The organism is Stenotrophomonas sp. GL_111, from assembly GCF_057835245.1.
On the sequence record NZ_CM174421.1, the window covers coordinates 944,407 to 966,088 of the forward strand.

17 protein-coding genes are annotated in these 21,682 nt (G+C 66.9%); 10 read left to right on the forward strand and 7 right to left on the reverse strand.

Annotated elements, in window-relative coordinates; all coding sequences use genetic code 11:
• Positions 1-50 precede the first annotated feature (50 nt).
• Positions 51-1,262 carry a glycine C-acetyltransferase gene (gene kbl / locus AC3IPM_RS04255; protein ID WP_489302688.1) on the reverse strand — a complete coding sequence of 404 codons (1,212 nt, stop codon included), beginning with the start codon at positions 1,260-1,262 and terminating at the stop codon, positions 51-53.
• A gap of 185 nt (positions 1,263-1,447) precedes the next feature.
• On the opposite strand from kbl, the gene AC3IPM_RS04260 reads away from it, so the two are divergent.
• Positions 1,448-2,149 carry a TorF family putative porin gene (locus tag AC3IPM_RS04260; protein WP_489302690.1) on the forward strand — a complete coding sequence of 234 codons (702 nt, stop codon included), beginning with the start codon at positions 1,448-1,450 and terminating at the stop codon, positions 2,147-2,149.
• A 101-nt stretch (positions 2,150-2,250) separates the two neighbouring features.
• Here the strand turns inward: AC3IPM_RS04260 and tdh are convergent, their stop codons facing one another.
• Positions 2,251-3,273: an L-threonine 3-dehydrogenase gene (tdh, locus tag AC3IPM_RS04265; RefSeq protein ID WP_489304010.1), complete on the reverse strand. Its 1,023-nt coding sequence runs from the start codon at positions 3,271-3,273 to the stop codon at positions 2,251-2,253.
• A 181-nt stretch (positions 3,274-3,454) separates the two neighbouring features.
• Between tdh and AC3IPM_RS04270 the strand changes: the two genes are divergently transcribed.
• The 8 genes from AC3IPM_RS04270 (at position 3,455) to AC3IPM_RS04305 (ending at position 12,646) form a co-directional block, all read left to right on the forward strand.
• The gene (locus AC3IPM_RS04270; protein WP_489302691.1) at positions 3,455-5,620 is read left to right on the forward strand and encodes a S46 family peptidase; all 2,166 of its coding nucleotides are present in this window, start codon (positions 3,455-3,457) and stop codon (positions 5,618-5,620) included.
• A gap of 169 nt (positions 5,621-5,789) precedes the next feature.
• The gene (locus AC3IPM_RS04275; RefSeq protein ID WP_489302692.1) at positions 5,790-6,434 is read left to right on the forward strand and encodes a histidine phosphatase family protein; all 645 of its coding nucleotides are present in this window, start codon (positions 5,790-5,792) and stop codon (positions 6,432-6,434) included.
• Between the two features lie 171 nt (positions 6,435-6,605).
• Entirely contained in the window at positions 6,606-7,046 is a 441-nt protein-coding gene (locus AC3IPM_RS04280; protein WP_489302693.1) for a hypothetical protein, read from the forward strand.
• Positions 7,028-8,299 carry a bifunctional tetrahydrofolate synthase/dihydrofolate synthase gene (gene folC, locus AC3IPM_RS04285; protein ID WP_489302694.1) on the forward strand — a complete coding sequence of 424 codons (1,272 nt, stop codon included), beginning with the start codon at positions 7,028-7,030 and terminating at the stop codon, positions 8,297-8,299. The genes AC3IPM_RS04280 and folC overlap by 19 nt, the downstream gene beginning before the upstream one ends.
• A 110-nt stretch (positions 8,300-8,409) precedes the next feature.
• A complete protein-coding gene (locus AC3IPM_RS04290; protein WP_489302695.1) occupies positions 8,410-9,438 on the forward strand; it encodes an SPOR domain-containing protein in 1,029 nt (342 codons plus the stop codon).
• A 55-nt stretch (positions 9,439-9,493) separates the two neighbouring features.
• A complete protein-coding gene (locus AC3IPM_RS04295; protein ID WP_489302696.1) occupies positions 9,494-10,273 on the forward strand; it encodes a CvpA family protein in 780 nt (259 codons plus the stop codon).
• Positions 10,274-10,302: 29 nt separating this feature from the next.
• Complete coding sequence (purF, locus tag AC3IPM_RS04300) at positions 10,303-11,769, forward strand: amidophosphoribosyltransferase (RefSeq protein ID WP_489302697.1); 1,467 nt, start codon at positions 10,303-10,305, stop codon at positions 11,767-11,769.
• Between the two features lie 10 nt (positions 11,770-11,779).
• A complete protein-coding gene (locus tag AC3IPM_RS04305) occupies positions 11,780-12,646 on the forward strand; it encodes a ferritin-like domain-containing protein (protein ID WP_489302698.1) in 867 nt (288 codons plus the stop codon).
• 28 nt (positions 12,647-12,674) lie between these two features.
• Here AC3IPM_RS04305 and AC3IPM_RS04310 read toward each other — a convergent pair whose 3' ends face one another.
• On the reverse strand, positions 12,675-14,162 hold the full coding sequence (locus AC3IPM_RS04310; RefSeq protein ID WP_489302699.1) for a T6SS phospholipase effector Tle1-like catalytic domain-containing protein: 1,488 nt from the start codon (positions 14,160-14,162) through the stop codon (positions 12,675-12,677).
• A gap of 218 nt (positions 14,163-14,380) precedes the next feature.
• Between AC3IPM_RS04310 and AC3IPM_RS04315 the strand changes: the two genes are divergently transcribed.
• The gene (locus tag AC3IPM_RS04315) at positions 14,381-15,637 is read left to right on the forward strand and encodes a zinc-dependent metalloprotease (RefSeq protein WP_489302701.1); all 1,257 of its coding nucleotides are present in this window, start codon (positions 14,381-14,383) and stop codon (positions 15,635-15,637) included.
• A gap of 64 nt (positions 15,638-15,701) precedes the next feature.
• Here AC3IPM_RS04315 and lpxH read toward each other — a convergent pair whose 3' ends face one another.
• From lpxH to AC3IPM_RS04335, 4 genes are all read right to left on the reverse strand, one after another.
• Positions 15,702-16,445 carry a UDP-2,3-diacylglucosamine diphosphatase gene (gene lpxH, locus AC3IPM_RS04320; RefSeq protein ID WP_489302702.1) on the reverse strand — a complete coding sequence of 248 codons (744 nt, stop codon included), beginning with the start codon at positions 16,443-16,445 and terminating at the stop codon, positions 15,702-15,704.
• A 57-nt stretch (positions 16,446-16,502) separates the two neighbouring features.
• A complete protein-coding gene (locus AC3IPM_RS04325; protein ID WP_489302703.1) occupies positions 16,503-17,042 on the reverse strand; it encodes a phosphatase PAP2 family protein in 540 nt (179 codons plus the stop codon).
• A complete protein-coding gene (locus tag AC3IPM_RS04330; protein WP_489302704.1) occupies positions 17,023-18,168 on the reverse strand; it encodes a glycosyltransferase family 4 protein in 1,146 nt (381 codons plus the stop codon). Before AC3IPM_RS04330 ends, AC3IPM_RS04325 begins: the two co-directional genes overlap by 20 nt.
• 301 nt (positions 18,169-18,469) lie before the next feature.
• Positions 18,470-21,391 (reverse strand): TonB-dependent receptor domain-containing protein, encoded by a 2,922-nt coding sequence (locus AC3IPM_RS04335; protein ID WP_489302705.1) that lies wholly within the window; start codon positions 21,389-21,391, stop codon positions 18,470-18,472.
• Positions 21,392-21,682: the final 291 nt, after the last annotated feature.

The window sequence follows — 21,682 nt, forward strand, 5'->3', positions numbered from 1 at the left end:
CAGGCAACCCCGATCCGCCGAGCATGGCTCGGCGCTACCGGGGGCATTCCTCAGCCCTTGATCACACCCAGTTCCACGCCAATCCGGGTGAACGCATCAATGGCGCGGTCCAGATGGGCGCGGCTGTGCGCGGCGCTGATCTGGGTGCGGATGCGGGCCTGGCCCTTGGGCACCACCGGGAAGAAGAAGCCGATCGCGTAGATGCCTTCCTCGAGCAGGCGCTCGGCGAACTTCTGCGCCAGCGGCGCGTCGTACAGCATCACCGGGCTGATCGGATGCACGCCCGGCTTCACATCGAAACCGGCGGCGGTCATCTTCTCGCGGAAGTAGGCGGTGTTGTCGGCCAGCGTGCTGCGCAGGTCATCGGCGGCGGCCAGCATGTCGAAGGCCTTGATCCCGGCAGCGACCACGTGCGGCGGCAGCGAGTTGGAGAACAGGTACGGGCGCGAACGCTGGCGCAGCAGCTCGACCACCTCGGCGCTGGCGCAGGTGAAGCCGCCCAGCGCGCCGCCCATGGCCTTGCCCAGGGTGCCGGTGATGATGTCGATCTTTTCCAGCACGCCCTTGACCTCGGCCGAGCCGCGGCCGGTCGCGCCGAGGAAGCCGGTGGCATGGCATTCGTCGATGTGCACCAGCGCGTTGTACTTCCTGGCCAGGGCGGTGATTTCATCCAGCGGCGCGATGAAACCGTCCATCGAGAACACGCCGTCGGTGGTGATCAGCTTGGTCCGGCAACCGGCGGCATCGGCGGCCTGCAGCTGGGCTTCCAGGTCGGCCATGTCGCAGTTGGCGTAGCGGAAGCGCTTGGCCTTGCACAGGCGCACGCCGTCGATGATCGAGGCGTGGTTGAGCGCGTCGGAAATGATCGCGTCGTTCTCGCCCAGCAGCGGCTCGAACAGGCCGCCGTTGGCATCGAAGCAGGCCGCGTACAGGATGGTGTCCTGCTTGCCGAAGAAGCCGGCGATCTGCGCTTCCAGCTGCTTGTGCAGGTCCTGGGTGCCGCAGATGAAGCGCACCGAGGCCATGCCGAAGCCGTGGGTATCCAGCGCGTCCTTGGCGGCCTGGATCAGGTCGGGGTGGTCGGCCAAGCCCAGGTAGTTGTTGGCGCAGAAGTTGAGCACCGTGCGGCCATCGTCCAGGGTGATCTCGGCCGACTGCGGGCTGGTGATGATGCGCTCGGACTTGAACAGGCCCTGGGCGCGGATCGCCTCCAGTTCCTCAACGTAGTGCTGGGTCAGCGGGGCGGTCGTGGCATCGGTCATGGCAGGCAGTCATCAGCACGGGGAACCCGGGATTTTACCTGCCGCCGCCGCCGCCGGGGCTGTCCCGGCGCGGCCGGTTGGCGGAGCGGGCCATGCACGTGATTGTTGCATCGCAATATCAATCAGGTTAAAAATCTGTAAACCGCGCCGTTCCGCCCACCCCCACCGCCCCGGAGAGACCCCGCATGAACCACGCCACGCGCTGTACCGCCGCCGCTGTGCTCTGCGCCGCCCTGTTTGCCCCGTTCGCCGCCAGTGCCCAGGACGAGGCCGAATCTCCGTTCAGCTGGAACGTCACCGCCGTCTCCGACTACGTGTTCCGCGGCATTTCGCAGACCGACGAGGACCCGACCCTGCAGGCCGGTTTCACCTACACCTCGCCGGTGGGCCTGTATGCCGGTGTCTGGGGTTCGGGCGTGGACTTCGGGCCGGGCGACCCGAGTACCGAGATCGACTACCTGATCGGCTACGGCGTGGATGTCAGCGACAAGGTCAATTTCGACGTGCTGCTCAACCGCTACACCTATCCCGGTGCCAGCGAACTGAACTACAACGAGCTGATCACCACCACCACGTTCGCCGAGCAGTACAAGCTCACTGTGGCCTACACCAACGATATCTCCGGTTCGGACACCAAGAGCTGGTACTACGCCGTGGGCGGCGAATGGGGCCTGCCGCAGGAATTCACGCTGAACGCCAACGTCGGCCGCACCACGCTGGAGACCGCGACGGGCAAGGACTACACCGATTTCAGCGTCGGCGTCAGCCGCCAGTTCGGTCTGTTCAACCTGGGCCTGGGCTACCACGGCACCGATGGCGCCGGCCGCGACAACAATGGCAAGCTCGCCGACAACCGCGTGGTATTCACTGTCGCCGTGGGCAAATGACCTGACGCTTCAGCGGGCATGAAAAAGGCGCCGTAAGGCGCCTTTTTCGTTTGCGGGGAGCGTACCGACCAACGGTCGGTACCTACCGGTGCCGCGCCGGATCAATTCCAGCTCAGAACGACCTTGCCGGCCTTGCCCTGTTCCATCAGGTCGAAGCCCTTCTGGAAATCGTCGATCGGCAGCTGGTGGGTCATCACCTTGCCGAGCGGGAAGCCGGACAGCACCAGCTGGGTCATCTTGTACCAGGTCTCGTACATCTTGCGGCCGTAGATGCCCTGCACGGTCAGGCCCTTGAAGATGATCTTGTCCCAGTCGCAGCCAGCGCCCTTGGGCATGATGCCGAGCATGGCGATCTTGCCGCCGTGGTACATGCAGTCGAGCATGTCGTTGAAGGCGCGCGGGTTGCCGCTCATTTCCAGGCCCACGTCGAAGCCCTCCATGTGCAGTTCCTTCATCACGTCCTTGAGCGAGGTGTTGGACACGTTGACCACGCGGGTGGCGCCCATGTCGGCGGCCAGTTTCAGGCGGAAGTCGTTGACGTCGGTGACCACCACGTTGCGCGCACCGATGTGCTTGCAGATGCCGGCGGCGATGATGCCGATCGGGCCGGCGCCGGTGATCAGCACGTCCTCGCCGATCACGTTGAACTCCAGCGCGCAATGCGCGGCGTTGCCGTAGGGATCGAAGAAGGCGGCCAGTTCGGACGGAATCTGGTCGGGGATCGGCCACAGGTTGCTGGCCGGCATCACCATGTATTCGGCGAAGGCGCCGTTGACGTTGACGCCGATGCCCACCGTGTTCGGGCACAGGTGCTGGCGGCCGCCACGGCAGTTGCGGCAGTGGCCGCAGACGATGTGGCCTTCGGCGGAGACGCGCTGGCCGATCTCGTAGCCGGTCACGCCCGGGCCGATCTCGGCGATGCGGCCGACGAACTCGTGGCCGATGGTCAAACCCGGCTTGATCGTGCGCTGGCTCCACTCGTCCCACAGGTAGATGTGCAGGTCGGTACCGCAGATGGCGGTCTTTTCCAGCTTGATCAGGACTTCATTCGGGCCGGGGGTGGGAACCGGGACTTCTTCCAGCCAGATGCCCTTGGCGGCTTCGCGCTTGACCAGGGCCTTCATCGTTTGCTGCGCCATCGGGTGGAACTCATCAGGGGGAAAACGCGGATTATAGAGCCGGACGCAGTTTCCCTATGTTGCAGCGCGGGTGGTTTGGCGCGCACGGCCGCCCATGACTTCCGGGGTTCGGGCCGGGGCAGGGGGCTGGGCTACACTCGGCGGTTCTTTCACCAGGGGCTGCCCAATGCGCTCGAATCTGCTCGCTTTCTCCGTCGTCGCCAGCCTCGGGCTGGTCCAGCTCGCCCATGCCGCCGAAGGCATGTGGGTGCCGCAGCAGCTGCCGGAGATTGCCGGCCCGCTCAAGCAGGCTGGCCTGAAGCTGTCCCCGGAGCAGATCTCCAACCTGACCGGCGACCCGATGGGCGCCGTGGTCGCACTCGGCGGCTGCACCGCCAGCTTCGTGTCCCCGCAGGGCCTGGTGGTCACCAACCACCACTGCGCCTACGGGGCGATCCAGCTCAATTCCACCGCCGAGAAGAACCTGATCAAGGATGGCTTCAACGCGCCGACCCTGAAGGACGAGCTCAGCGCCGGCCCGAACGCCCGTGTGTTCGTGCTCGACCAGATCACCGACGTGACCGACCAGGCCAAGGCCGCCATCGCCTCGGCCGGCAAGGACCCGCTGGCCCGCACCCGCGCGCTGGAGGCCTTCGACAAGGCCCAGACCGCCGCCTGCGAGGCCGACGCCGGCTTCCGCTGCCGCCTGTACAGCTTCTCCGGCGGCAACACCTACCGCCTGTTCCGCAACCTGGAAATCAAGGACGTGCGCCTGGTCTACGCGCCCCCGGGCAGCGTGGGCAAGTTCGGCGGCGATATCGACAACTGGATGTGGCCGCGCCACACCGGCGACTTCTCGTTCTACCGCGCCTACGTTGGCAAGGACGGCAAGCCGGCCGCATTCGCCGCCGACAACGTGCCCTACCAGCCCAAGCATTTCCTGAAGTTCGCCGACAAACCGCTCGGCGCCGATGACTTCGTGATGGTGGCCGGCTACCCGGGCCGCACCAACCGCTATGCCCTGGCCGGTGAGTTCAACGAAACCGCCAGCTGGACCTATCCGACCATCGCCCGCCACTACAACGCCGTGATCGACCTGATCGGCAAGGCCGGCCAGCGCGATGCCGACATCAAGGTGAAGTACGCCGCCACCATGGCCGGCCTCAACAACACGGCCAAGAACTACCAGGGCCAGCTGGACGGCTTCAAGCGCATCGATGCGGCCGGCCAGAAGCAGGCCGAAGAAGCCGCCGTGCTGGCCTGGCTGAAGCAGCAGGGCGCGGCCGGCAAGCCGGCGCTGGCTGCGCATGCGCAACTGGTCAAGCACCTGGATACCAGCAAATCCACGCGTGAGCGCGACATGTTCGTCGCACAGTTCAACAACACCGCCGCGGTGAACGCCGCGCTGACCCTGTACCGCCTGTCGATCGAGCGCAGCAAGGCCGACGCCGCCCGGGAAGCCGGCTACCAGGAGCGCGACCTGCCGACCATCGAAGGCAGCCTGCGCCAGATGGACCGCCGCTACGTGGCCGCCATGGACCAGCAGTTGCAGCAGTACTGGCTGGGCCAGTACGTCGCCCTGCCGGCCGCACAGCGCGACAACGCGGTGTTGAACCAGTGGCTGGCCGGCAGCGACAAGGCCGCCGTGGATGCGCTGGTGGGCAAGCTGGCCGGCACGCAGCTGGGCAGCCTGGACGAGCGCCTGAAGTGGTTCAAGGCCGACCGTGCCGCCTTCGAAGCGAGCACCGATCCGGCGATCCAGTACGCCGTGGCGATGACGCCGGCGCTGCTCAAGCTCGAAGAGCAGAAGAAGACCCGCGAAGGCGAGTCGCTGCTGGCCCGTCCGTTGTATCTGCAGGCCCTGGCCGACTACAAGAAGAGCAAGGGCGAGTTCGTCTATCCGGACGCCAACCTGTCGCTGCGCATCACCTTCGGCAACGTGATGGGTTACAGCCCCAAGGACGGCGTGGCCTACACCCCGTTCACCACGCTGGAAGGGATCGTCGCCAAGGAAACCGGTGCCGATCCGTTCGACTCGCCCAAGGCGCTGCTGGATGCGGTCAAGGCCAAGCGCTATGGCGGCCTGGAAGACAAGCGCATCGGCTCGGTGCCGGTGAACTTCCTGTCCAACCTGGACATCACCGGCGGCAATTCCGGCTCGCCGGTGCTCGACGCCAACGGCAAGCTGGTGGGCCTGGCCTTCGATGGCAACTGGGAGTCGGTCAGCTCCAACTGGGTGTTCGACCCGGTGATGACCCGCATGATCACCGTCGACAGCCGCTACATGCAGTGGATCATGCAGGAAGTGGCGCCCGCGCCGCAGCTGCTGAAAGAGCTGAACCTGGCCAAGTAAGTCCTTCAAACCCCGCGGCGAAAGCCGCGGGGTTTTTCGTTGCGGCCGCCACCACCGCCTCAGCGTCCGCCCGGCCCGCACGGGGTATCATGCGGATCCCCCTCGATCGTTCACATCGTGTGAACGATCGCGACAGCAGTACGCCTCCCCCCAAGGACCCCTTGTTCGCATGCGCATCCTGCTTGCCCGTCACGGCGAAACGCCGTGGAATGCCGAAGGCCGCTACCAAGGCCAGATCGATATCCCGTTGTCGCCGATCGGCGAAGCCCAGGCCCAGGCCTTGGGCGAACGCCTGAAGTCGGTCGACATCGCCCGTGCCGTGGCCTCGCCGCTGTCACGTGCGCAACGCACCGCGCAGCTGGCGCTCGGCGCCGAGCGTGCCCCGATGCTGCTGACCGAGCCGGACCTGCAGGAAATCGCCCATGGCGAGTGGGAAGGGCTGCTGGCCAGTGAAATCAATGAAAAGGACCCCTCGCGCCTGCAGGCCTGGCGCGACGAACCCGACACCGTGCTGATGCCCGGTGGCGAATCGCTGCGACTGGTGCTGGAGCGCAGCTGGCGCGGCCTGGCCCGCGCCGCCGAGGGCCTGGGCGAACACGACACCCTGCTGGTGGTCGCGCACGACGCGGTCAACCGGGTGATCCTGTGCCGCATCCTCGGCCTGCCGCTGTCGCGGCTGTGGACCTTCCGCCAGGCCCCGACCACGCTGAACCTGCTCGAAGGCGTGGAGATCGACCAGCTCGAAGTGGTGCGCCTGAACGACTGCGCGCACCACACCCCGTTCTTCGGCGAAGCCAAGCACCGCGCGCTGTAAATGCGGCAGGGGTGGATGCTGCGGCTCAGCTGTTGGCTGACCCGCCATGCGGGCCCGCCGGCCGCACGACCTGGCTGGCTGCCGTGGGTGGCCGCCAGCCTGGCGGGGTTGGCGGCATTCGGTCTATGGGTCGAGTTCCTGCCACGCCCAGTGCTTGCCGGCCCCTGCAGCATGGCGCTCTTCCTGGTGCTGGGAACCGTCATCGCGCTTTGGCTCTGGCGCGGCGCGCTGAACACCGAAGCGGGCAGGCGGGGCATTCATGCCGAACCTGCACGCTATCTGTTCGCGATGGCGATCATGCCGCTGCTGGTCGGGGTAGTCAGTTGGAGCATCGCCACGCGCACGCTGCCCTGGCTGTTCACCCAGTGGGCCGGGGCGCCGTACACGCAGGTGCATCCGGTTCACACCCGTAGCGGAGCCCGCGGATGCGCATCGATCACCGGGCCGTCGCTCAAGCAGGGCTTAAGCAGCCGTGTGTGCATCGAGCGCAGGCTTTATCATCGATACCCCCATCAACCCGTCACCGCCCATCTGGCCGGCAAGCGCTCCTGGTTTGGAGCCACGGTCATGCACGTTCATCTGGAATCCACGCCGTGTCCCACCGCCCATTGACCCTTTCCCACTGGCTTACCTACATCGAGCAGCAGCACCCGGTCACCATCGACATGGGGCTGGACCGCGTGCGCCGCGTCGCGCAGGCGATGGGGTTGGCGCAGCCGGCCGCGCACTGCATCGTGGTCGGTGGCACCAATGGCAAGGGCTCCACAGTGGCCTTCATCGAGGCGATCGCGCGCGCCGCCGGCTGGAAGGTGGGCGCATACACCTCGCCGCACCTGCTGCACTACAACGAGCGGGTGCGCATTGATGGTGAGGATGCTTCGGATGAGGCGCTGATCGCGGCCTTCAATGCCATCGAGGATGCGCGCGGTGACACCACGCTGACCTACTTCGAATACGGCACGCTGGCCGCGTTGCAGCTGTTCACCCAGGCCGGGCTGGATCTGGCGGTGCTGGAAGTCGGCCTGGGCGGGCGCCTGGACGCGGTCAACCTGGTCGATGCCGATGTGGCGGTGATCACCACCGTGGACATCGACCACAGCGATTGGCTGGGCGAAGACCGCGAGGCGATCGGTACCGAGAAGGCCGGCATCATCCGTGGCTGGAAGCCGGTGATCCTGGGCGAGACCGACCCGCCGTCCAGCGTGCTGGCGCGTGCCTACGTGCTGGGCGCCAATGCGATCCGCGGCGGCAGTGATTTCTTTGTTGATGAGATCGATGCCCAGCGCTGGCGCTGGCGCGATGTCGGCTTCCGCATCGAGCTGCCGGTGCCGGCGCTGCGTGGCCCGATCCAGCTGCGCAATGCCGCCTCGGCGATTGCCGCGCTGCGCGCGCTGGACAAGCCGTTGCCGCGCGCGGCGATTGCCGACGGTGTTGCCGCCGCGCGTATCCGCGGGCGTCTGCAGGCGTTCGATCGCGACGGCGTGGAGGTGCTGGTCGATGTCGGCCACAACCCGCAGGCCGCGCGTGAACTGGCGAACTCGTTGAAGGCCACCCCGGTAGCTGGGCGCACCCTGGCGGTGTTTGCCGCGCTGCCGGACAAGGATGCCGCAGGCGTGGTCGAGGCCTTGGCCGAGCGGGTCGATGTCTGGCACCTGGCGGGCCTGGACGGCGCGCGCGCGCAAAGCGCGCAGGCGCTGCAGGCTCGGTTGCAGGCCACTGCTGCGGCCAGCGCAACCTGTCATGCCAGTGTCGAGCAGGCCCTGCAGCAGACCCTGGCGGGCGCGCAGGCCGGTGACCGCGTGCTGGTATTCGGCTCGTTCCACACCGCCGCACAAGCGCTGCACTGGCTGCAGGCATCGCCCTGAGCCGCGCCGTGCATCACACCGGGTGTGCCGTTCAGCCGCAGCAGACGCCGCTCACGCGTACACCCGTATAATCGCCGTGGCATTCCGCCGCGCCGCCCTGCCTGCCTTCCGTGGATACTCCTCTGAAACAGCGACTGATTGGTGCCATCGTTCTGGTGGCTTTGGCTGTGATCTTCCTGCCCATGCTGGTCAAAGGCCCTGCGCCGGACAGCGGGGTGGCCAATGTGCCGATCGATGCGCCGGCAACGCCGTCGGATGGTCAGTTCCAGACCCGTGAGCTGCCGCTGGTCGCCCCGACCGGGGGCGCCACCGGGCTGCAGAGCGGGGCCTCCAGCACCCAGCCGTTGCAGGACAACGGCGCCGCTGCCGCCATGGCAACGGTGGATACCTCACCGGCGGTCGCCGCCGGCAACTACGCGGTGAGCTTCGGCGCCTATGGCAGCCAGGCCGACGCCGCGGCGGTCATCGCCTTCCTGAAGAAGTCGCAGCTGCCCGGATTCAGCGAACCGGCCACGGTCAATGGCCGCCCGGCGTGGCGGGTGCGGGTGGGTCCGTACGCCGACCGTGCCCAGGCCGAGGCCGCGCGCCTGGAAGCGGTGAAGGTGCGCAACGACGTCAAGGCCGAAGTGGTGACCCTGGACGCGCGCGCCGATACGGCCGTCGCTACGGCACCGGCCACGCCTGCCGCGACCGCGCCAAGCGCGTCCAGCGCCAGCGCCGCGGCTGCTGCCGGCAACACCGTCAAGACCGAAGCGCTGCCCGCCGAGCCGGTGGCCGCCGCCAAACCGGTGGTCAAGCCGGCCGACCCCAAGCCCGAACCCAAGCCGACCCCGGCCAAGCCTGATCCGGCCGCAGCCACGGCGGCCAAGCCGGTCGCCACCCCGGCGGCTCCGGCGGCCAGCAGCATCGGCTTTGCCGTGCAGCTGGGTGCCTTCGGCCAGCCGGCCGAGGCCAACGCGCTGCGCGACAAGGTCCGCGCCGCCGGTTTCAGCGCCTTCGTGGAGCAGGTACGCACCGACAAGGGCACGCTCAACCGCGTGCGCGTCGGCCCGGTCGCCAACCGTGCCGAGGCGGAGAACCTCAAGGCCCAGGTTGCGTCCAAGGTCGGCGTGGCCGGCATGGTCCGGCCGCATCCCTGATGCGCGCCATGCGCCCGTGCCCTGAGGCCGGAAAGCCCTTCAATGGAGGGTGCGCATGATCGATTTCGTGCTGCTGGCGGTGATCGGCATCTCGACCCTGCTCGGGGTGATGCGCGGCTTCGTCAGCATTGTCATCAGCACGTTCTCCTGGCTGCTCGGCGGCTGGGCGGCGCTGATGTTCGGCCAGACCGCGGCCCGCTGGTGGTCGGCCCCGGCCGCACCGGGCACCGGGCACTTCTTCGCTGGCTACCTCAGTGTGTTCCTGCTGGTGATGGTCTCGGTGTGGGCGATCGGCCTGGTGATCCGCCAGGCGGTGCGCTCGACCAGCCTCAATGGCGCCGACCGGGCCATGGGTGGGGCGCTGGGCGTGGCCCGCGGGGCCCTGATCGGCTGCGCGCTGCTGCTGGTGGCGTCCTACACCCCGTTGCCGCGCGAGGCGGCCTGGCGCGATTCCAACCTGCGCGCCATGCTCAGCCCCGGGGTGAACTGGATGCAGGCCAAGATGCCGGCGATGCCCGACATGCCGCAGATGCCCAACCTTCAGCAGATGCCGATGGCCCTGCCGGAGGTGAATATGGCGCAACTGCCCGGCGCGGAGTTGGGCAAGCCGCTGCTGACAGGCGATAATGGGGTGCTTGGCGACCTGCTGGCCGGGCGCGGATGGCCGCGACCGCTGGATGAGGCGCCGCAGCAGGTGGTCGACCCCGCCGATGTATCGGCGAGTGGGTCCCATATGCGCTCCCCCGACACTTTCGATCCGGCGCTCGTGCGCCCGGATCCCACCGATCCGGCACGGAAAGGTTCCCCAGGCCAGGCACGGCCACCTTCACAGTAAATGGGCATCGCCCAGCGGAGATTCGCACCATGTGTGGCATCGTCGGAATCGTCGGCAACCAGAACGTCGCCGGGCAGTTGTATGACGGCTTGACCGTCCTTCAGCATCGTGGCCAGGATGCGGCCGGCATCGCCACCGCCGATGGCACCCGCCTGCGCGTGCAGAAGGCCAACGGCCTGGTCCGCGATGTGTTCGATGCCAAGCGGATGTCCACCCTGGAAGGCCGCGTCGGTATCGCGCACGTGCGCTATCCCACCGCCGGTTCGGAAGGCATGGATGAGGCGCAGCCGTTCTACGTGAACTCGCCGTACGGCATCGCGCTGGCCCACAACGGCAATCTGATCAATACCGAAGCCCTGCGCCAGCAGGTGTTCGAGCAGGACCGCCGCAACGTCAACACCGACTCGGACAGCGAAGTGCTGCTGAACGTGTTCGCCTATGAACTGGACGCGCAGCGCCAGCTGACCCCGGAAGCGGCGATCCGCGCCGTGGCCGGTGTGCACCGCCGCTGCAAGGGTGGCTATGCGGTGATCAGCGTGGTGCTGGGCCTGGGCCTGGTGGCGTTCCGCGATCCGCACGGCATCCGTCCGCTGGTGCTGGGCAAGCGTGCCCACGCCGAGGGCGATGAATACATCGTGGCTTCCGAATCGGCTGCGCTGGACGTGCTGGGTTTCACCCGCGTGCGCGATGTGCGCCCGGGCGAAGCACTGGTGATCACCGCGCGTGGCGAACTGTTCTCCGAAGTCTGCGCCGAGCCCGCCGAGCACAGCCCGTGCATCTTCGAGTACGTGTACTTCGCGCGCCCGGATTCGATGATCGACAACGTCTCGGTGCACAAGGCGCGCATGCGCATGGGCATCAAGCTGGGCGAGAAGATCCTGCGCCTGCGCCCGGACCACGACATCGACACCATCATCCCGATCCCGGATACCTCGCGCGATGCCGCGCTGGAAATCTCCAACACGCTTGGGGTGAAGTACCGCGAAGGCTTCATCAAGAACCGCTACATCGGCCGCACCTTCATCATGCCGGGGCAGGGCGAGCGCGTTAAGTCGGTGCGTCGCAAGCTCAACCCGATCCACCTGGAGTTCCGCAACCGCGTGGTGCTGCTGGTCGATGACTCGATCGTGCGCGGCACCACCAGCCAGCAGATCGTGCAGATGGCGCGCGACGCCGGTGCGCGCAAGGTGTACCTGGCCAGCGCCGCGCCGCCGGTGCGTTACCCGAACATCTACGGCATCGACATGCCGGCTGCCGAGGAACTGGTCGCGCACAACCGCAGCATCGAGGAAATCGAAGCACACCTGGGCTGCGACTGGTTGATCTACCAGGACATCGAGGACATGGAAGCGGCGGTGCGCGAGGGCAACCCGGAGCTGAAGGCATTCGATTCCTCGTGCTTCAACGGTGTCTATCCGACCGGCATCGAGCCGGGCTACTTCGAGCGCATCCAGCAGCTGCGTTCGGACGATGCCAAGCACAAGCGTCGCGCCTGAGGCCAGCGTGATGGGCGAGCCCTTGCCGCTGGAGGCGGCCGGTGACCTGCTGCGCGCCGCGCAGCAGTGCCTGGCCGCTGCCGACCCGCTGCAGAAGGTCGCGTTGACCCAGGCCTATGCCGCGCAGTTCCGCGCCGGCCAGCTGAAGGTGCGTGCCGATGCGCCGCCGCCGGAACCCATCCGCATGCCGGGCCGGCCGCAGAAGCCGACCCTGGTGCATCCGCGCGACCTGCCGCGGCGCGGGCTGGGCAGTGCGGAAGGACGCGCGGCCTTCATCCATGCCATCGCGCATATCGAACTCAATGCCATCGACCTGGCGTGGGACGCGGTGTACCGCTTCCGCGGACTGCCCGGCTCGTTCCATGCCGACTGGGTCAGCGTGGCCGATGACGAGTCGCGCCATTTCATGCTGCTGCACGGACGGCTGCGCGCGACCGGTTTCGACTACGGCGATTTCGACGCGCACAACGGGCTGTGGGAAATGTGCGAAAAGACCGCACACGACGGCCTGGCGCGAATGGCGCTGGTGCCGCGCGTGCTGGAAGCGCGTGGGCTGGATGTCACCCCGGGCATGATCATCAAACTGCGCTCGGCCAATGATCACGCCACCGCCGATGTGCTGGAGATCATCCTGCGCGAGGAAGTGGCGCATGTCGCGGCCGGTTCGCGCTGGTACCACTGGTATTGCCAGCGCGCCGGGGTGGAACCGCGCGCGCGTTTCATCGCGCTGTTGAACGACTACGCCGGTGGTTTCCTGTACGGCCCGTTCAACCTGGAGGCGCGCCTGCTGGCAGGGTTCGATGAAGAAGAGATCGCCAACCTGATCGAACAGGCCGGCCGCAGCAGCGGCCCCACCGGCACCGCGCCGCGCGCGTAAGCCGGGCGCGCGCACCGTCCGCACGCCGTCACGCGTTGGGCAGCACCACGCGTCTGCCGTCTTCGGTTGGCCGGTTGATATAGAACAGACCCGGCCCGGGCCGGTACGGCAATTCGCGGGTGGCTTCATCGGTGGCGTAGAGCAGGGCGGTATCGCCGAGCGCGTCGAAATTCCAATGCGCCGACTGCATCAGGTAGCGCTGGCGCAACGCCAGTTCCTGGGCCTCGCTCAGCGGCTGGCCGGCGATCATGCGGGCGGTGATCGGCTGCAGTTCGTCGGGTAGCGCCAACGTGGGCACATCGTCCGGCGCGGCGGTCCAGCGCACGCCACTGGCTGCGGCACGCCGATGCATCAGGCGCAGCGCCAGCAACTGGTAGCGCCAGTCGATCTCCCGGCGCAGCACCACGGCGGCGTGCGCGAACAAGGTCCAGGTCGGCAGCACGCTGGCGCTGCCGGCCACACGCAGGGACTGCCAGCGGTGCCACACATCCACCCACACCGCCTCTTCCCCCAGACCGAGCTGTGCCTGCCAACGCCGGCAGGCCGCCTGCGCGCGCAGATAGACCTGGGTGCTGCGCAGCAGGGCCAGCGGCGGCACCTGGCCATCGGCCAGAGCATGCGTGCGGATGCGCTGGCCCACGGGCCGGGTCAGCAGTTTCGGGCCTTCGATGCGCTGGTCGTAACCACCGCCGATATTGGCGTGCACGCCCGGCACGACGATTTCCTCGTGCAGCGGGGCCACCGTGGTCAGCGCGAAGTGCTCGCGGTGTTCGTCACGGGCGGCCAGCTGCAGCACCTTGTCGGCACAGTCCGCGGCCAGCCCGACGTCGGGCAGCTCGTCGCGCTGCTGCGGATTGATTGCCACCACGGTGTCGAACAGGCCGACGAAGCGCACCGGTCGCGGCGCGGCGATGGCGTCGCTGGCCAGCTGCCAGCCGGTGCGGCGCAACTGCTCCCGCAGCCACCCCTGGCCGGCATCGCGGGCAAGCCGGTTGACCGCATCGCGGGCCGAGGCGGCACCGCGCGAGAAACCAAACAGGTCCACGCGTACCTGTGACAGGACACGCCCGTGCTGCAGGGCGGCCAAGGCGCGCAGTGCCTCGGGCAGCCGCTCATCCAGCGCCCGGCGGACCTTGGCACGCACGCCACTGCGTCCGATCCCGAACGCCAGGCCCATCAGGTCGTCATCTTCACCGGTGCGGGTGCCGGCGCCTTCGATATAGATCGCCAGCGACAGCGCGGTGCCCGCTGCGGGCTGCTGCCGATGGTCCGGATACAACGCGTGCAGCCGCGCGATGTTGGTCAGCCCGTTGCTGTAGCTGCTGGTCAGCCGGCTCTGATAGGGCGAGGCGTCATTGAGCTGCACCCGGGCCGGCGGCCGCGGCACCGGGGTGGTGCTGCCGGGCGGGCGCGAGGCATGCAGCAGGTTGTCGGCGTTGTTGCGGGTGCCATCGAAGAACAGGCCGATCTGCAGCGTGGTGGCTGCGCTGGTTGCCGGATTGGGCGGTCCTGCCATGGCCTCGGTCCTGGTCCCCGGATGCACGGTCACGTTAACGCGAATGAAGACCGGACGCGACGTTACTGAACCGGCCTGCGCTGGATCACAGTTCTGATAATCAATCTTCGGAGTCTATTGAATTCACGCGATCAATTGGCGCCATATGGATCTGCCCGCCCGTACGGGCCGCACGACAACCCCGCAACACTCCCGTTTTTCACTCAAAGAGAGGCGACATGATGTCCAGTTCGATGAGCAAGACCGCAGGTGTGATCGCGTTGTGCCTGTTGGGTAGCGGGGCCGCCAGCGCGGCGTCCCTGTTTGAACCGGTCACGGTGCTCAGCCGCGCCGGTGCGGCCAATCAGCCGGCGCTGCAGGCCGTGCTGGCGGCGCCGTCCACGGCGACCGTGCAGCAGGTCAAGGTGGATGCGGCGGCGGTGACGGGCAGCCAGCGTCAGCTGGAGTTTGAACTGCTCGGTCAGTCGGTGCAGGCGCTGCGCAGCCGGGTGGAGGCGCTGCCGGATGGCGGCAGCATCTGGTACGGGCAGATCGCCAGCCCGTCGGCCAAGCTGGACGCGCGCGCGGCCGCCACGGACCCGGCCAATTCGGTGATCCTGGTGCGCTCGGGCGACACCATCACCGGCTCGATCCGCAAGGATGGCCAGCTGTACCGCCTGCGCCCGGTCAGCGATGGCCGCCACGTGCTGGTGGAAGTCGATGAAACCCGCATGCCGGCCGACCATCCGGCCGATTACAACAGCCTGCCGACGGTGGCGATGCCGGTCAACGAGCGCCTCGGTGCGGCCGCGGCGGGCTCGGGTACGCCGGCCACCATCCGCGTACTGGTGGTCGCCACCAACGGTGCGGTCACCGCGTACGGCGGCAACATGCAGTCGCTGGTGCAGCTGGCCGTGGCCGAATCGAACCAGGGCTACGTCAACAGCAACGTCGGCATCACCCTGCAGCTGGCCGGCTACGAGACGGCCAACTACACCGAGTCCAGCAGCTTCTCCACCGACCTGTCGCGCTTCCGTGGCACCACCGATGGCTACATGGACAGCATCCACACCAGCCGCAACACCACGCGTGCCGACGTCGCCGTGCTGGTGATCAACAACGCCAGTTCGTGCGGCCTGGCCTCGAGCATCGGCTCGACCGCGGCCACCGCGTTCGCCGCCGTGCATTGGGATTGCGCGACCGGCTATTACTCCTTCGCGCATGAAATCGGCCACCTGCAGAGCGCGCGGCATGACATCGCCACCGACCCGAGCACCTCGCCCTATGCCTATGGTCATGGCTACCGCTACGAGCCGTCCACCGGTTCGCGCTGGCGCACGATCATGTCCTATGCGTGCAGTGCCGGGTGCCCGCGGTTGAACTTCTGGTCCAACCCGAACATCAACTACAACGGCATCCCGATGGGCATTGCCGCCAGTGCCGACAACCAGCGCGTGCTGGTCAACACCAAGGCCACTGTCGCCGCATTCCGCTGAGTGTGGCTGCCCGCGACCGTGTCATGCGGTCGCGGGTTCCGGTGTTGCGCGAGGTGCTGCCGGCTCAGCGCGCCAGCGCATCCAGCGTCCAGCCCTGAGCGGTAACCCGCAGCACCGAGCCCTGTTCGTACCAGTCACCCAGCACGATGCGGGTGCAGTCGCGCGCGCCGGCCTTCAGCGTGTGGATCGCCGGGCGATGGGTGTGGCCATGGATCATGGTGTCCACGCCGTGCCGTGCGAAGGTCGCGATCACTTCGTCCGGGGCCACGTCGGTGACGGTCTCGAACGTGGAGTGGTCGCCCTGCTTCATCTCCGACTGACGCGCCTGGCTGGCATCGCGGGCCTTCTGTGCGAAGGCGATCCGCGCGGCCAGCGGCTGCGACAGGAACTGTGCCTGGAACTGCGGATCGCGGGTCTGCGCGCGGAACTGCTGGTAGGCCACATCGTCGGTGCACAGCAGGTCGCCGTGCTGCAGCAGTACCGGCCGGCCGTACAGGTCGATCACGCTGGGGTCGGGCAGGATGCGGAATCCGGCGCGCGTGGCGTAGTCGTTGCCGACCAGGAAATCGCGGTTGCCGCGGATGAAGTACACCGGGACCCCCGCATCGGCCACCGCATGCAGTGCGTCGGCTACGGCATCGGCTGCGGTCGAGGGAGTGTCGTCGCCGATCCAGGCCTCGAACAGGTCGCCCAGGATGTACAGCGCGTCGGCCTGCATGGCCTCGCCGCGCAGGAAGTCCAGGAACAGGTCGGTGATGGCTGGACGGCTCGGGTCCAGGTGCAGATCGGAAATGAACAGCGTGGTCATGGGCGCATTGTAAAACGTCGCGCCGACCGGTGAGTGATCCGGCCCGGCGGTCGTCGGCTATACCGGCAGCGGCAACCAGCGCAGGCTGGCCCCGGCCAGCGCGGTGGCGATCGCGGTCGCCGCCAGCACGTCGCTGGGGTAGTGCAGGCCGAGCACCACCCGCGACAGCCCGACCGCAGCGGTGAACGGCACCAGCAGCGGCGCCAGCCACGGGTAATAGGCCAGCGCCACGATGGTGAACGACACCGCATGCAGGGTGTGCCCGGAGGGGAAGCTGAACTCGTCCAGCGGCGCCACCCAGGCGCGGATGCGCAGGTCGGCCGCATACGGGCGCGGGCGTCGGGTCCAGCGCTTCAGGCCCTTGTACAACAGCAGCGCCATCAGCCCGGTGGCGGCCATGTGCAGCGAGGCGCGCAGCCCGTCAAAGCCGTCCAGCAGGACCAGCGCGCCCATCAGTGCATACCAGAACACACCGTCGCCCAGCCGGCTGATCACCGCGAACGCGCGGCGCACCCGGCGTCGGCGACAGTAGTGGTTGGCGCGACGGCACCAGCGTGTTTCGCGACCGCGCAGAGCCTCAAGCGGCGTGGTCGGCATGCGGCCTCCGCGCCAGCGCCAGCTCGGCCAGCAACGCGTCGAACTCGGCCACCACCTGCTGTGGATGCAGCCGCTTCATGGCGCTGGCGGCGTTGCGGCCGAGCCGGGCGCGCAGCAGGTCATCGCCGCTCAGCTGCAGTGCCGCGGTAACAAAGGCGTCGTCGTCGTTCACGGCCATGCCATTTTCGTCCGAGCGCAGGTATTCGCGCGCGGCGCCATAGTCGAAGGCCACCGTGGCCACGCCACTGGCCATGGCTTCCAGGGTGACATTGCCGAAGGTCTCGCTGCGGCTGGGAAACAGGAACAGATCGCCGCTGGCGAAGTGGCGGGCCAGCGCATCGCCGCGCTGCACGCCGCAGAAAATGAAATCCGGGTTGTCGTGCGCCAGCTTGGCGCGCGCCGGGCCGTCACCCACCCAGATGAAGCGCGCCTTCGGGCGCATCTGCTGCAGCCGGCGGAAGGCCTTCACCGCCAGCCCCAGGTTCTTCTCGGCGGCAATGCGGCCGACATAGATCGCCGCGAAGCCGTTGCCGTCGATGCCCCATTCCTCGCGCAGCGCCGGGTCGCGACGTTCGGGCTCGAACTGGCTGCTGTCCACGGCGCGGGCAAGCAGGCGCACGCGGTCGAAGCCCTGTTCGCCGAGGAACTGCTGCAGTTCCCGGGTCGGCACCAGGGTGGCGTCGGCCTGGTTGTGGAAGCGTCGCATCCAGCGCAGCGCGGTTGCCTGCAGCCACGCTACGCCGTAGTCGGGCAGGTATTCGTCGAAGCGGGTATGGAAGCCGGTGGCGACCGGAATGCCAAGTCGCCGCGCGGTGCGCAGCGCCGACCAGCCCAGTGGGCCCTCGGTGGCGATGTAGACCGCGTCCGGGCGTTGCTGCTGCCAGTGCCGAGCCAGCCGCTTGGGTGCGGGCAGGCCGAAGCGCAGGCCGGGGTAGCGCGGCAGGTTGGCACCGGTGACCAGCAACGTGTCAGCCGCCGTGTCGCCCTCGCCATCGCTGGCCTGGCGCGGGCGCACCAGGTCGACCTGGTGGCCGCTGGCGCGCAGTCCCTGTTCCAAGCCCTGCACGGTTAGCGCAACGCCGTTGACCTCGGGGGGATACGTTTCAGTGACGATGGCATAGCGCATGGCGGGCCTCCGGTATGCCACGCATGCTGGGGCTGGGCGATGTAGCCGACATGACGTTTGCATGACCGCGCGATGACGCCGTCGACCTTGGCGATGTTGTCTTCGCTCTGGGTGTGAGGCGAGCGCCGGGGGACATTCGCCCGCAAGGGCAGCGTGGACCGCGCCCCAGCCCTCTGCACCGCGGTGCCTTACACGGGGAAAATACGCCGTGAGAATTTCCTGCAGATGGGAAAAGAACTCCAAAAAAAAACCACGGCCCCGAAGGGCCGTGGTCAGGTGCAGCGGGATTACCCGACAGCGATCAGAAGCGCTGCTGGTACTTCATGTAGACAAAGCGGCCGATGTCGAAGGCGCCGTAGTACGAGAACACCGAGCGCGGCTTGGTGTACATGACCGGGCCCTGCTTGTCGAACACGTTGTTGGCACCCAGCGAGACGGTCGCATCCCACGGCAGGTTGTAGCGGAACTGCAGGTCGTGGAAGGTCACCGAACCACGTTCGTTGTAGTTGCGCGTGCCCTTGTACCACGGCGCGGGAACGTTCGGATCCGAGCACTCATCCGCGTACTTGGTCGGGTTGACGCACTGTTCCTTCACGCTGGAGTAGTAGCGCGCCGTCCAGCTGACGCCGAAGTTCTCCACGTCCCAACCGACGGTCAGGTTGGAGCGCACGCGGAAGCCGATGCCGGTGTTGGTGGCGATACCGTTGTTGACGGTCGGCACGATCGTGCTGTCGTTGGACGAACGGAACACGTCCTTGGCCACGTAGGTGGTCGACCAGTTGGTGCTGAGCTTGCCGTAGTCGGTATCCAACCGGTACGTCAGGTCCATGTCATACCCTTCGGTCTCCATGAAGCCGGCGTTGCGGTTGCCGAACTTCAGGCCGGTGACGATACCGGTGGTCGGGTTGCGGGTGAAACGTGCGCAACGCTCGGCCAGGCCCTGCTCGTAGCAGTCGATCAGGATCTGGTTCGGGCTGTCTTCGACGATGGTGTCGTCGATGCGGATCTTCCACCAGTCCAGCGAGACGTTGAAATTGCTGATGAAGGTCGGGCTCCAGACCACGCCCAGGGTGCGGCTGGTCGAGGTTTCCGGCTTCAGGTTCGGGTTCGAGCCGGACGTGAACGGAGTCGGGGTGGGAGCGACGGAGCCTTCGGTCGGCTGGTTGCGGTTGTCCAGCTGGCGGAAGTTGGCCACGTCGGCGATATCACGTGCGCAACGGGCGCGGACTTCGGCGCTGCTGCGTGCCGAGCCGTACTTGCTGTCGCAGGGATCGGAGAAGTTCGCGAACGTTTCCGAACCACCGCCGTACAGGTCGGAAATGGTCGGGGCACGGAAGCCTTCAGCCCAGGTACCACGCACCAGCAGCTGGTCGATCGGCTTCCACTTGAAACCGAACTTGCTGTTGAGCGTATTGCCGAAGGTGTTGTAGTCGGAGAAGCGGGTGGCTGCGTTCAAGCTCAGCTCACGTGCGCCCGGCAGGTCGGCCAGGATCGGCACGTTCAACTCCAGGTACGCTTCCTTGACCTTGTACGAGCCACCGGTCGGGCCAGCGGCCAGGTTGGTGGTGGCGCCGGTCTGCGCGAGCGGGTCCGGCACGAACTTACCGGTTTCCTCGCGGTTTTCCACGCCGAAGGCAAAGCCCAGGTCGCCGGCCGGCAAGGTGAACAGGCTGCCGCTGATGTTGGCGAAGGCGTTCTTGGAGGTGGTGCGGCCGGTGGCGTTCTCGGCCGGGAACAGCCAGTCCTGCAGGGCCTGGTTGTTGGTCATGCCGTACGGGCTTTCCACGCCGTACGGAACCAGCGGATTCCAGACCTGGCAGTTGGCGATCGGCGCGCCCGGCGCACCGCACTCCACCTTGCCCGTTGCCGGGTTCAGGTAGGACTTGCCGGTGGCCTGCTCAACACGACCCTTGTGCAGGTTGCCGGTGGTGTGCTGAGTCAGTTCGTTCTTGTTGTACTGGTAGCCCACTTCCCAATCGAAGTAACGCTCACCGATGTCGAACGAACCGTCGAACGCGGCGACCGCACGGTAGGTCTTCAGCTCGCTGGTGCTCGTACGCGGAACTTCCCACAGACGGCGGTTCCAGTTCACATCGGTCGGATTGGCGAAGTTGTTCTGGGTGCCGAAGGGGTTGAAGTAGCTGTCCTTGGACATGCCCTTGATCTTGGCCTGCGCGCTGTCGAACGGATAGCCGGCAGTGACGCGGGTCGAGGAGCGCTTGTTGTAGCCGAGCTCGGTCTTGAAGCGGACGTTGTCGGTGATGTTGACCTGGCCCGAGAAGTACAGCGAATCCCGCTTGATCGGGTAGCTCAGGTGCATCTGTTCGTTGGTGTTGCTGACGTCACCGGTGAACGCGGTCGGGTCGGTGAAGTGGTAGTTGCCGGCCTTGGTGGGATCGGCGCCGCGGTTGAGCGCGTAGTCGCAGCCGGCGGCCTTGGTGCAGCCCGGGCCCTTCACGCCGAGGAACTGGCCCCACTGGCTGTTGGTGGTCCAGCCGTCGGTCGGGTGGCGGTCGGTGTTGCCGTACTGGCTGAAGCCGCGATCACGCGCCCACACGGCCTTTTCTTCCGAATGTTCGGCAGCGAAGGTGGCGGAGAAGCGATCGTTGGACCAACCTGCCACGACGTCGACACGGTCACGTGCACCGTCGCCTTCGCTGTACTGGCCGTGGTAGACGTTGGCGGTGACGCCGTTGACGTTGGTGCGGGTGATGATGTTGATCACGCCGGCCATGGCGTCGGAGCCGTAGATGGCCGAGGCGCCATCCTTCAGCACTTCGATGCGCTCGACCGCCGAAACCGGCAGGGACGACACGTCCTGGTAGCCGGAGGTGCTGATGCCCAGGCGCTTGCCGTTGACCAGCACCAGGGTGCGCTGGGTACCCAGGTTACGCATGTTGACGTAGGTGCCACCGGCATCTTCACCGGCCGACAGCACGTTGGCGCGGCTGATGGTCGGGCTGCCCATTGCAGTCACGTTCTGCAGGATGTCCGACACCGAGCTGAAGCCCTGGCGTTCGATATCCAGGCGGGTCAGTGCCAGCACCGGCTGCGCGGTCTCGACGTCAACCTGACGGATGCGCGAACCGGTGATCTCGATGCGGTCCAGATTGGTGGTGCTCGGCGCGTCCTGTGCCATCGCCGGTGCGGCGACCAGGCCGACAGTGCCGGCGACCAGGGCGTGGCGGATCGCCAACCCCAGTACGTTGATGCGTGACTTCATAAGGCTCTCTCTCTCTTGTTCGGAACTGCATCAAAAAGAGTTGGCGGGCCCAAGTTCCCGCCTTCCCAAAAAAACCAGCCTGTGAAGACCGGTGTTCTGGATCATAGTCTCGGTAGTTAAGGTCTTGTAAAGTCGGTGTGTACGATTTCTCACGAAAATCTAACTGGCTGGACGCATGTTCATTAAAAACAATGACTTGAAAGGCCGTCCCATTCGCGATGAATGTGTCGTTATATGTCGATCTGTAGCTTTTTGATGCAATGCGACATGTTTTCCGCCTGACAGCAGGCG

Coding starts and splice junctions, on each gene's coding strand:
- AC3IPM_RS04275 (WP_489302692.1), top strand. CDS start 5,790: ATGCGCATCCTGCTTGCCCGTCACGGCGAAACGCCGTGGAATGCCGAA.
- AC3IPM_RS04305 (WP_489302698.1), top strand. CDS start 11,780: ATGGGCGAGCCCTTGCCGCTGGAGGCGGCCGGTGACCTGCTGCGCGCC.
- AC3IPM_RS04315 (WP_489302701.1), top strand. CDS start 14,381: ATGATGTCCAGTTCGATGAGCAAGACCGCAGGTGTGATCGCGTTGTGC.
- AC3IPM_RS04310 (WP_489302699.1), bottom strand. CDS start 14,162: ATGGCAGGACCGCCCAATCCGGCAACCAGCGCAGCCACCACGCTGCAG.
- AC3IPM_RS04260 (WP_489302690.1), top strand. CDS start 1,448: ATGAACCACGCCACGCGCTGTACCGCCGCCGCTGTGCTCTGCGCCGCC.
- kbl (WP_489302688.1), bottom strand. CDS start 1,262: ATGACCGATGCCACGACCGCCCCGCTGACCCAGCACTACGTTGAGGAA.
- AC3IPM_RS04330 (WP_489302704.1), bottom strand. CDS start 18,168: ATGCGCTATGCCATCGTCACTGAAACGTATCCCCCCGAGGTCAACGGC.
- purF (WP_489302697.1), top strand. CDS start 10,303: ATGTGTGGCATCGTCGGAATCGTCGGCAACCAGAACGTCGCCGGGCAG.
- AC3IPM_RS04335 (WP_489302705.1), bottom strand. CDS start 21,391: ATGAAGTCACGCATCAACGTACTGGGGTTGGCGATCCGCCACGCCCTG.
- AC3IPM_RS04295 (WP_489302696.1), top strand. CDS start 9,494: ATGATCGATTTCGTGCTGCTGGCGGTGATCGGCATCTCGACCCTGCTC.
- AC3IPM_RS04325 (WP_489302703.1), bottom strand. CDS start 17,042: ATGCCGACCACGCCGCTTGAGGCTCTGCGCGGTCGCGAAACACGCTGG.
- lpxH (WP_489302702.1), bottom strand. CDS start 16,445: ATGACCACGCTGTTCATTTCCGATCTGCACCTGGACCCGAGCCGTCCA.
- tdh (WP_489304010.1), bottom strand. CDS start 3,273: ATGAAGGCCCTGGTCAAGCGCGAAGCCGCCAAGGGCATCTGGCTGGAA.
- AC3IPM_RS04280 (WP_489302693.1), top strand. CDS start 6,606: ATGGCGCTCTTCCTGGTGCTGGGAACCGTCATCGCGCTTTGGCTCTGG.
- AC3IPM_RS04270 (WP_489302691.1), top strand. CDS start 3,455: ATGCGCTCGAATCTGCTCGCTTTCTCCGTCGTCGCCAGCCTCGGGCTG.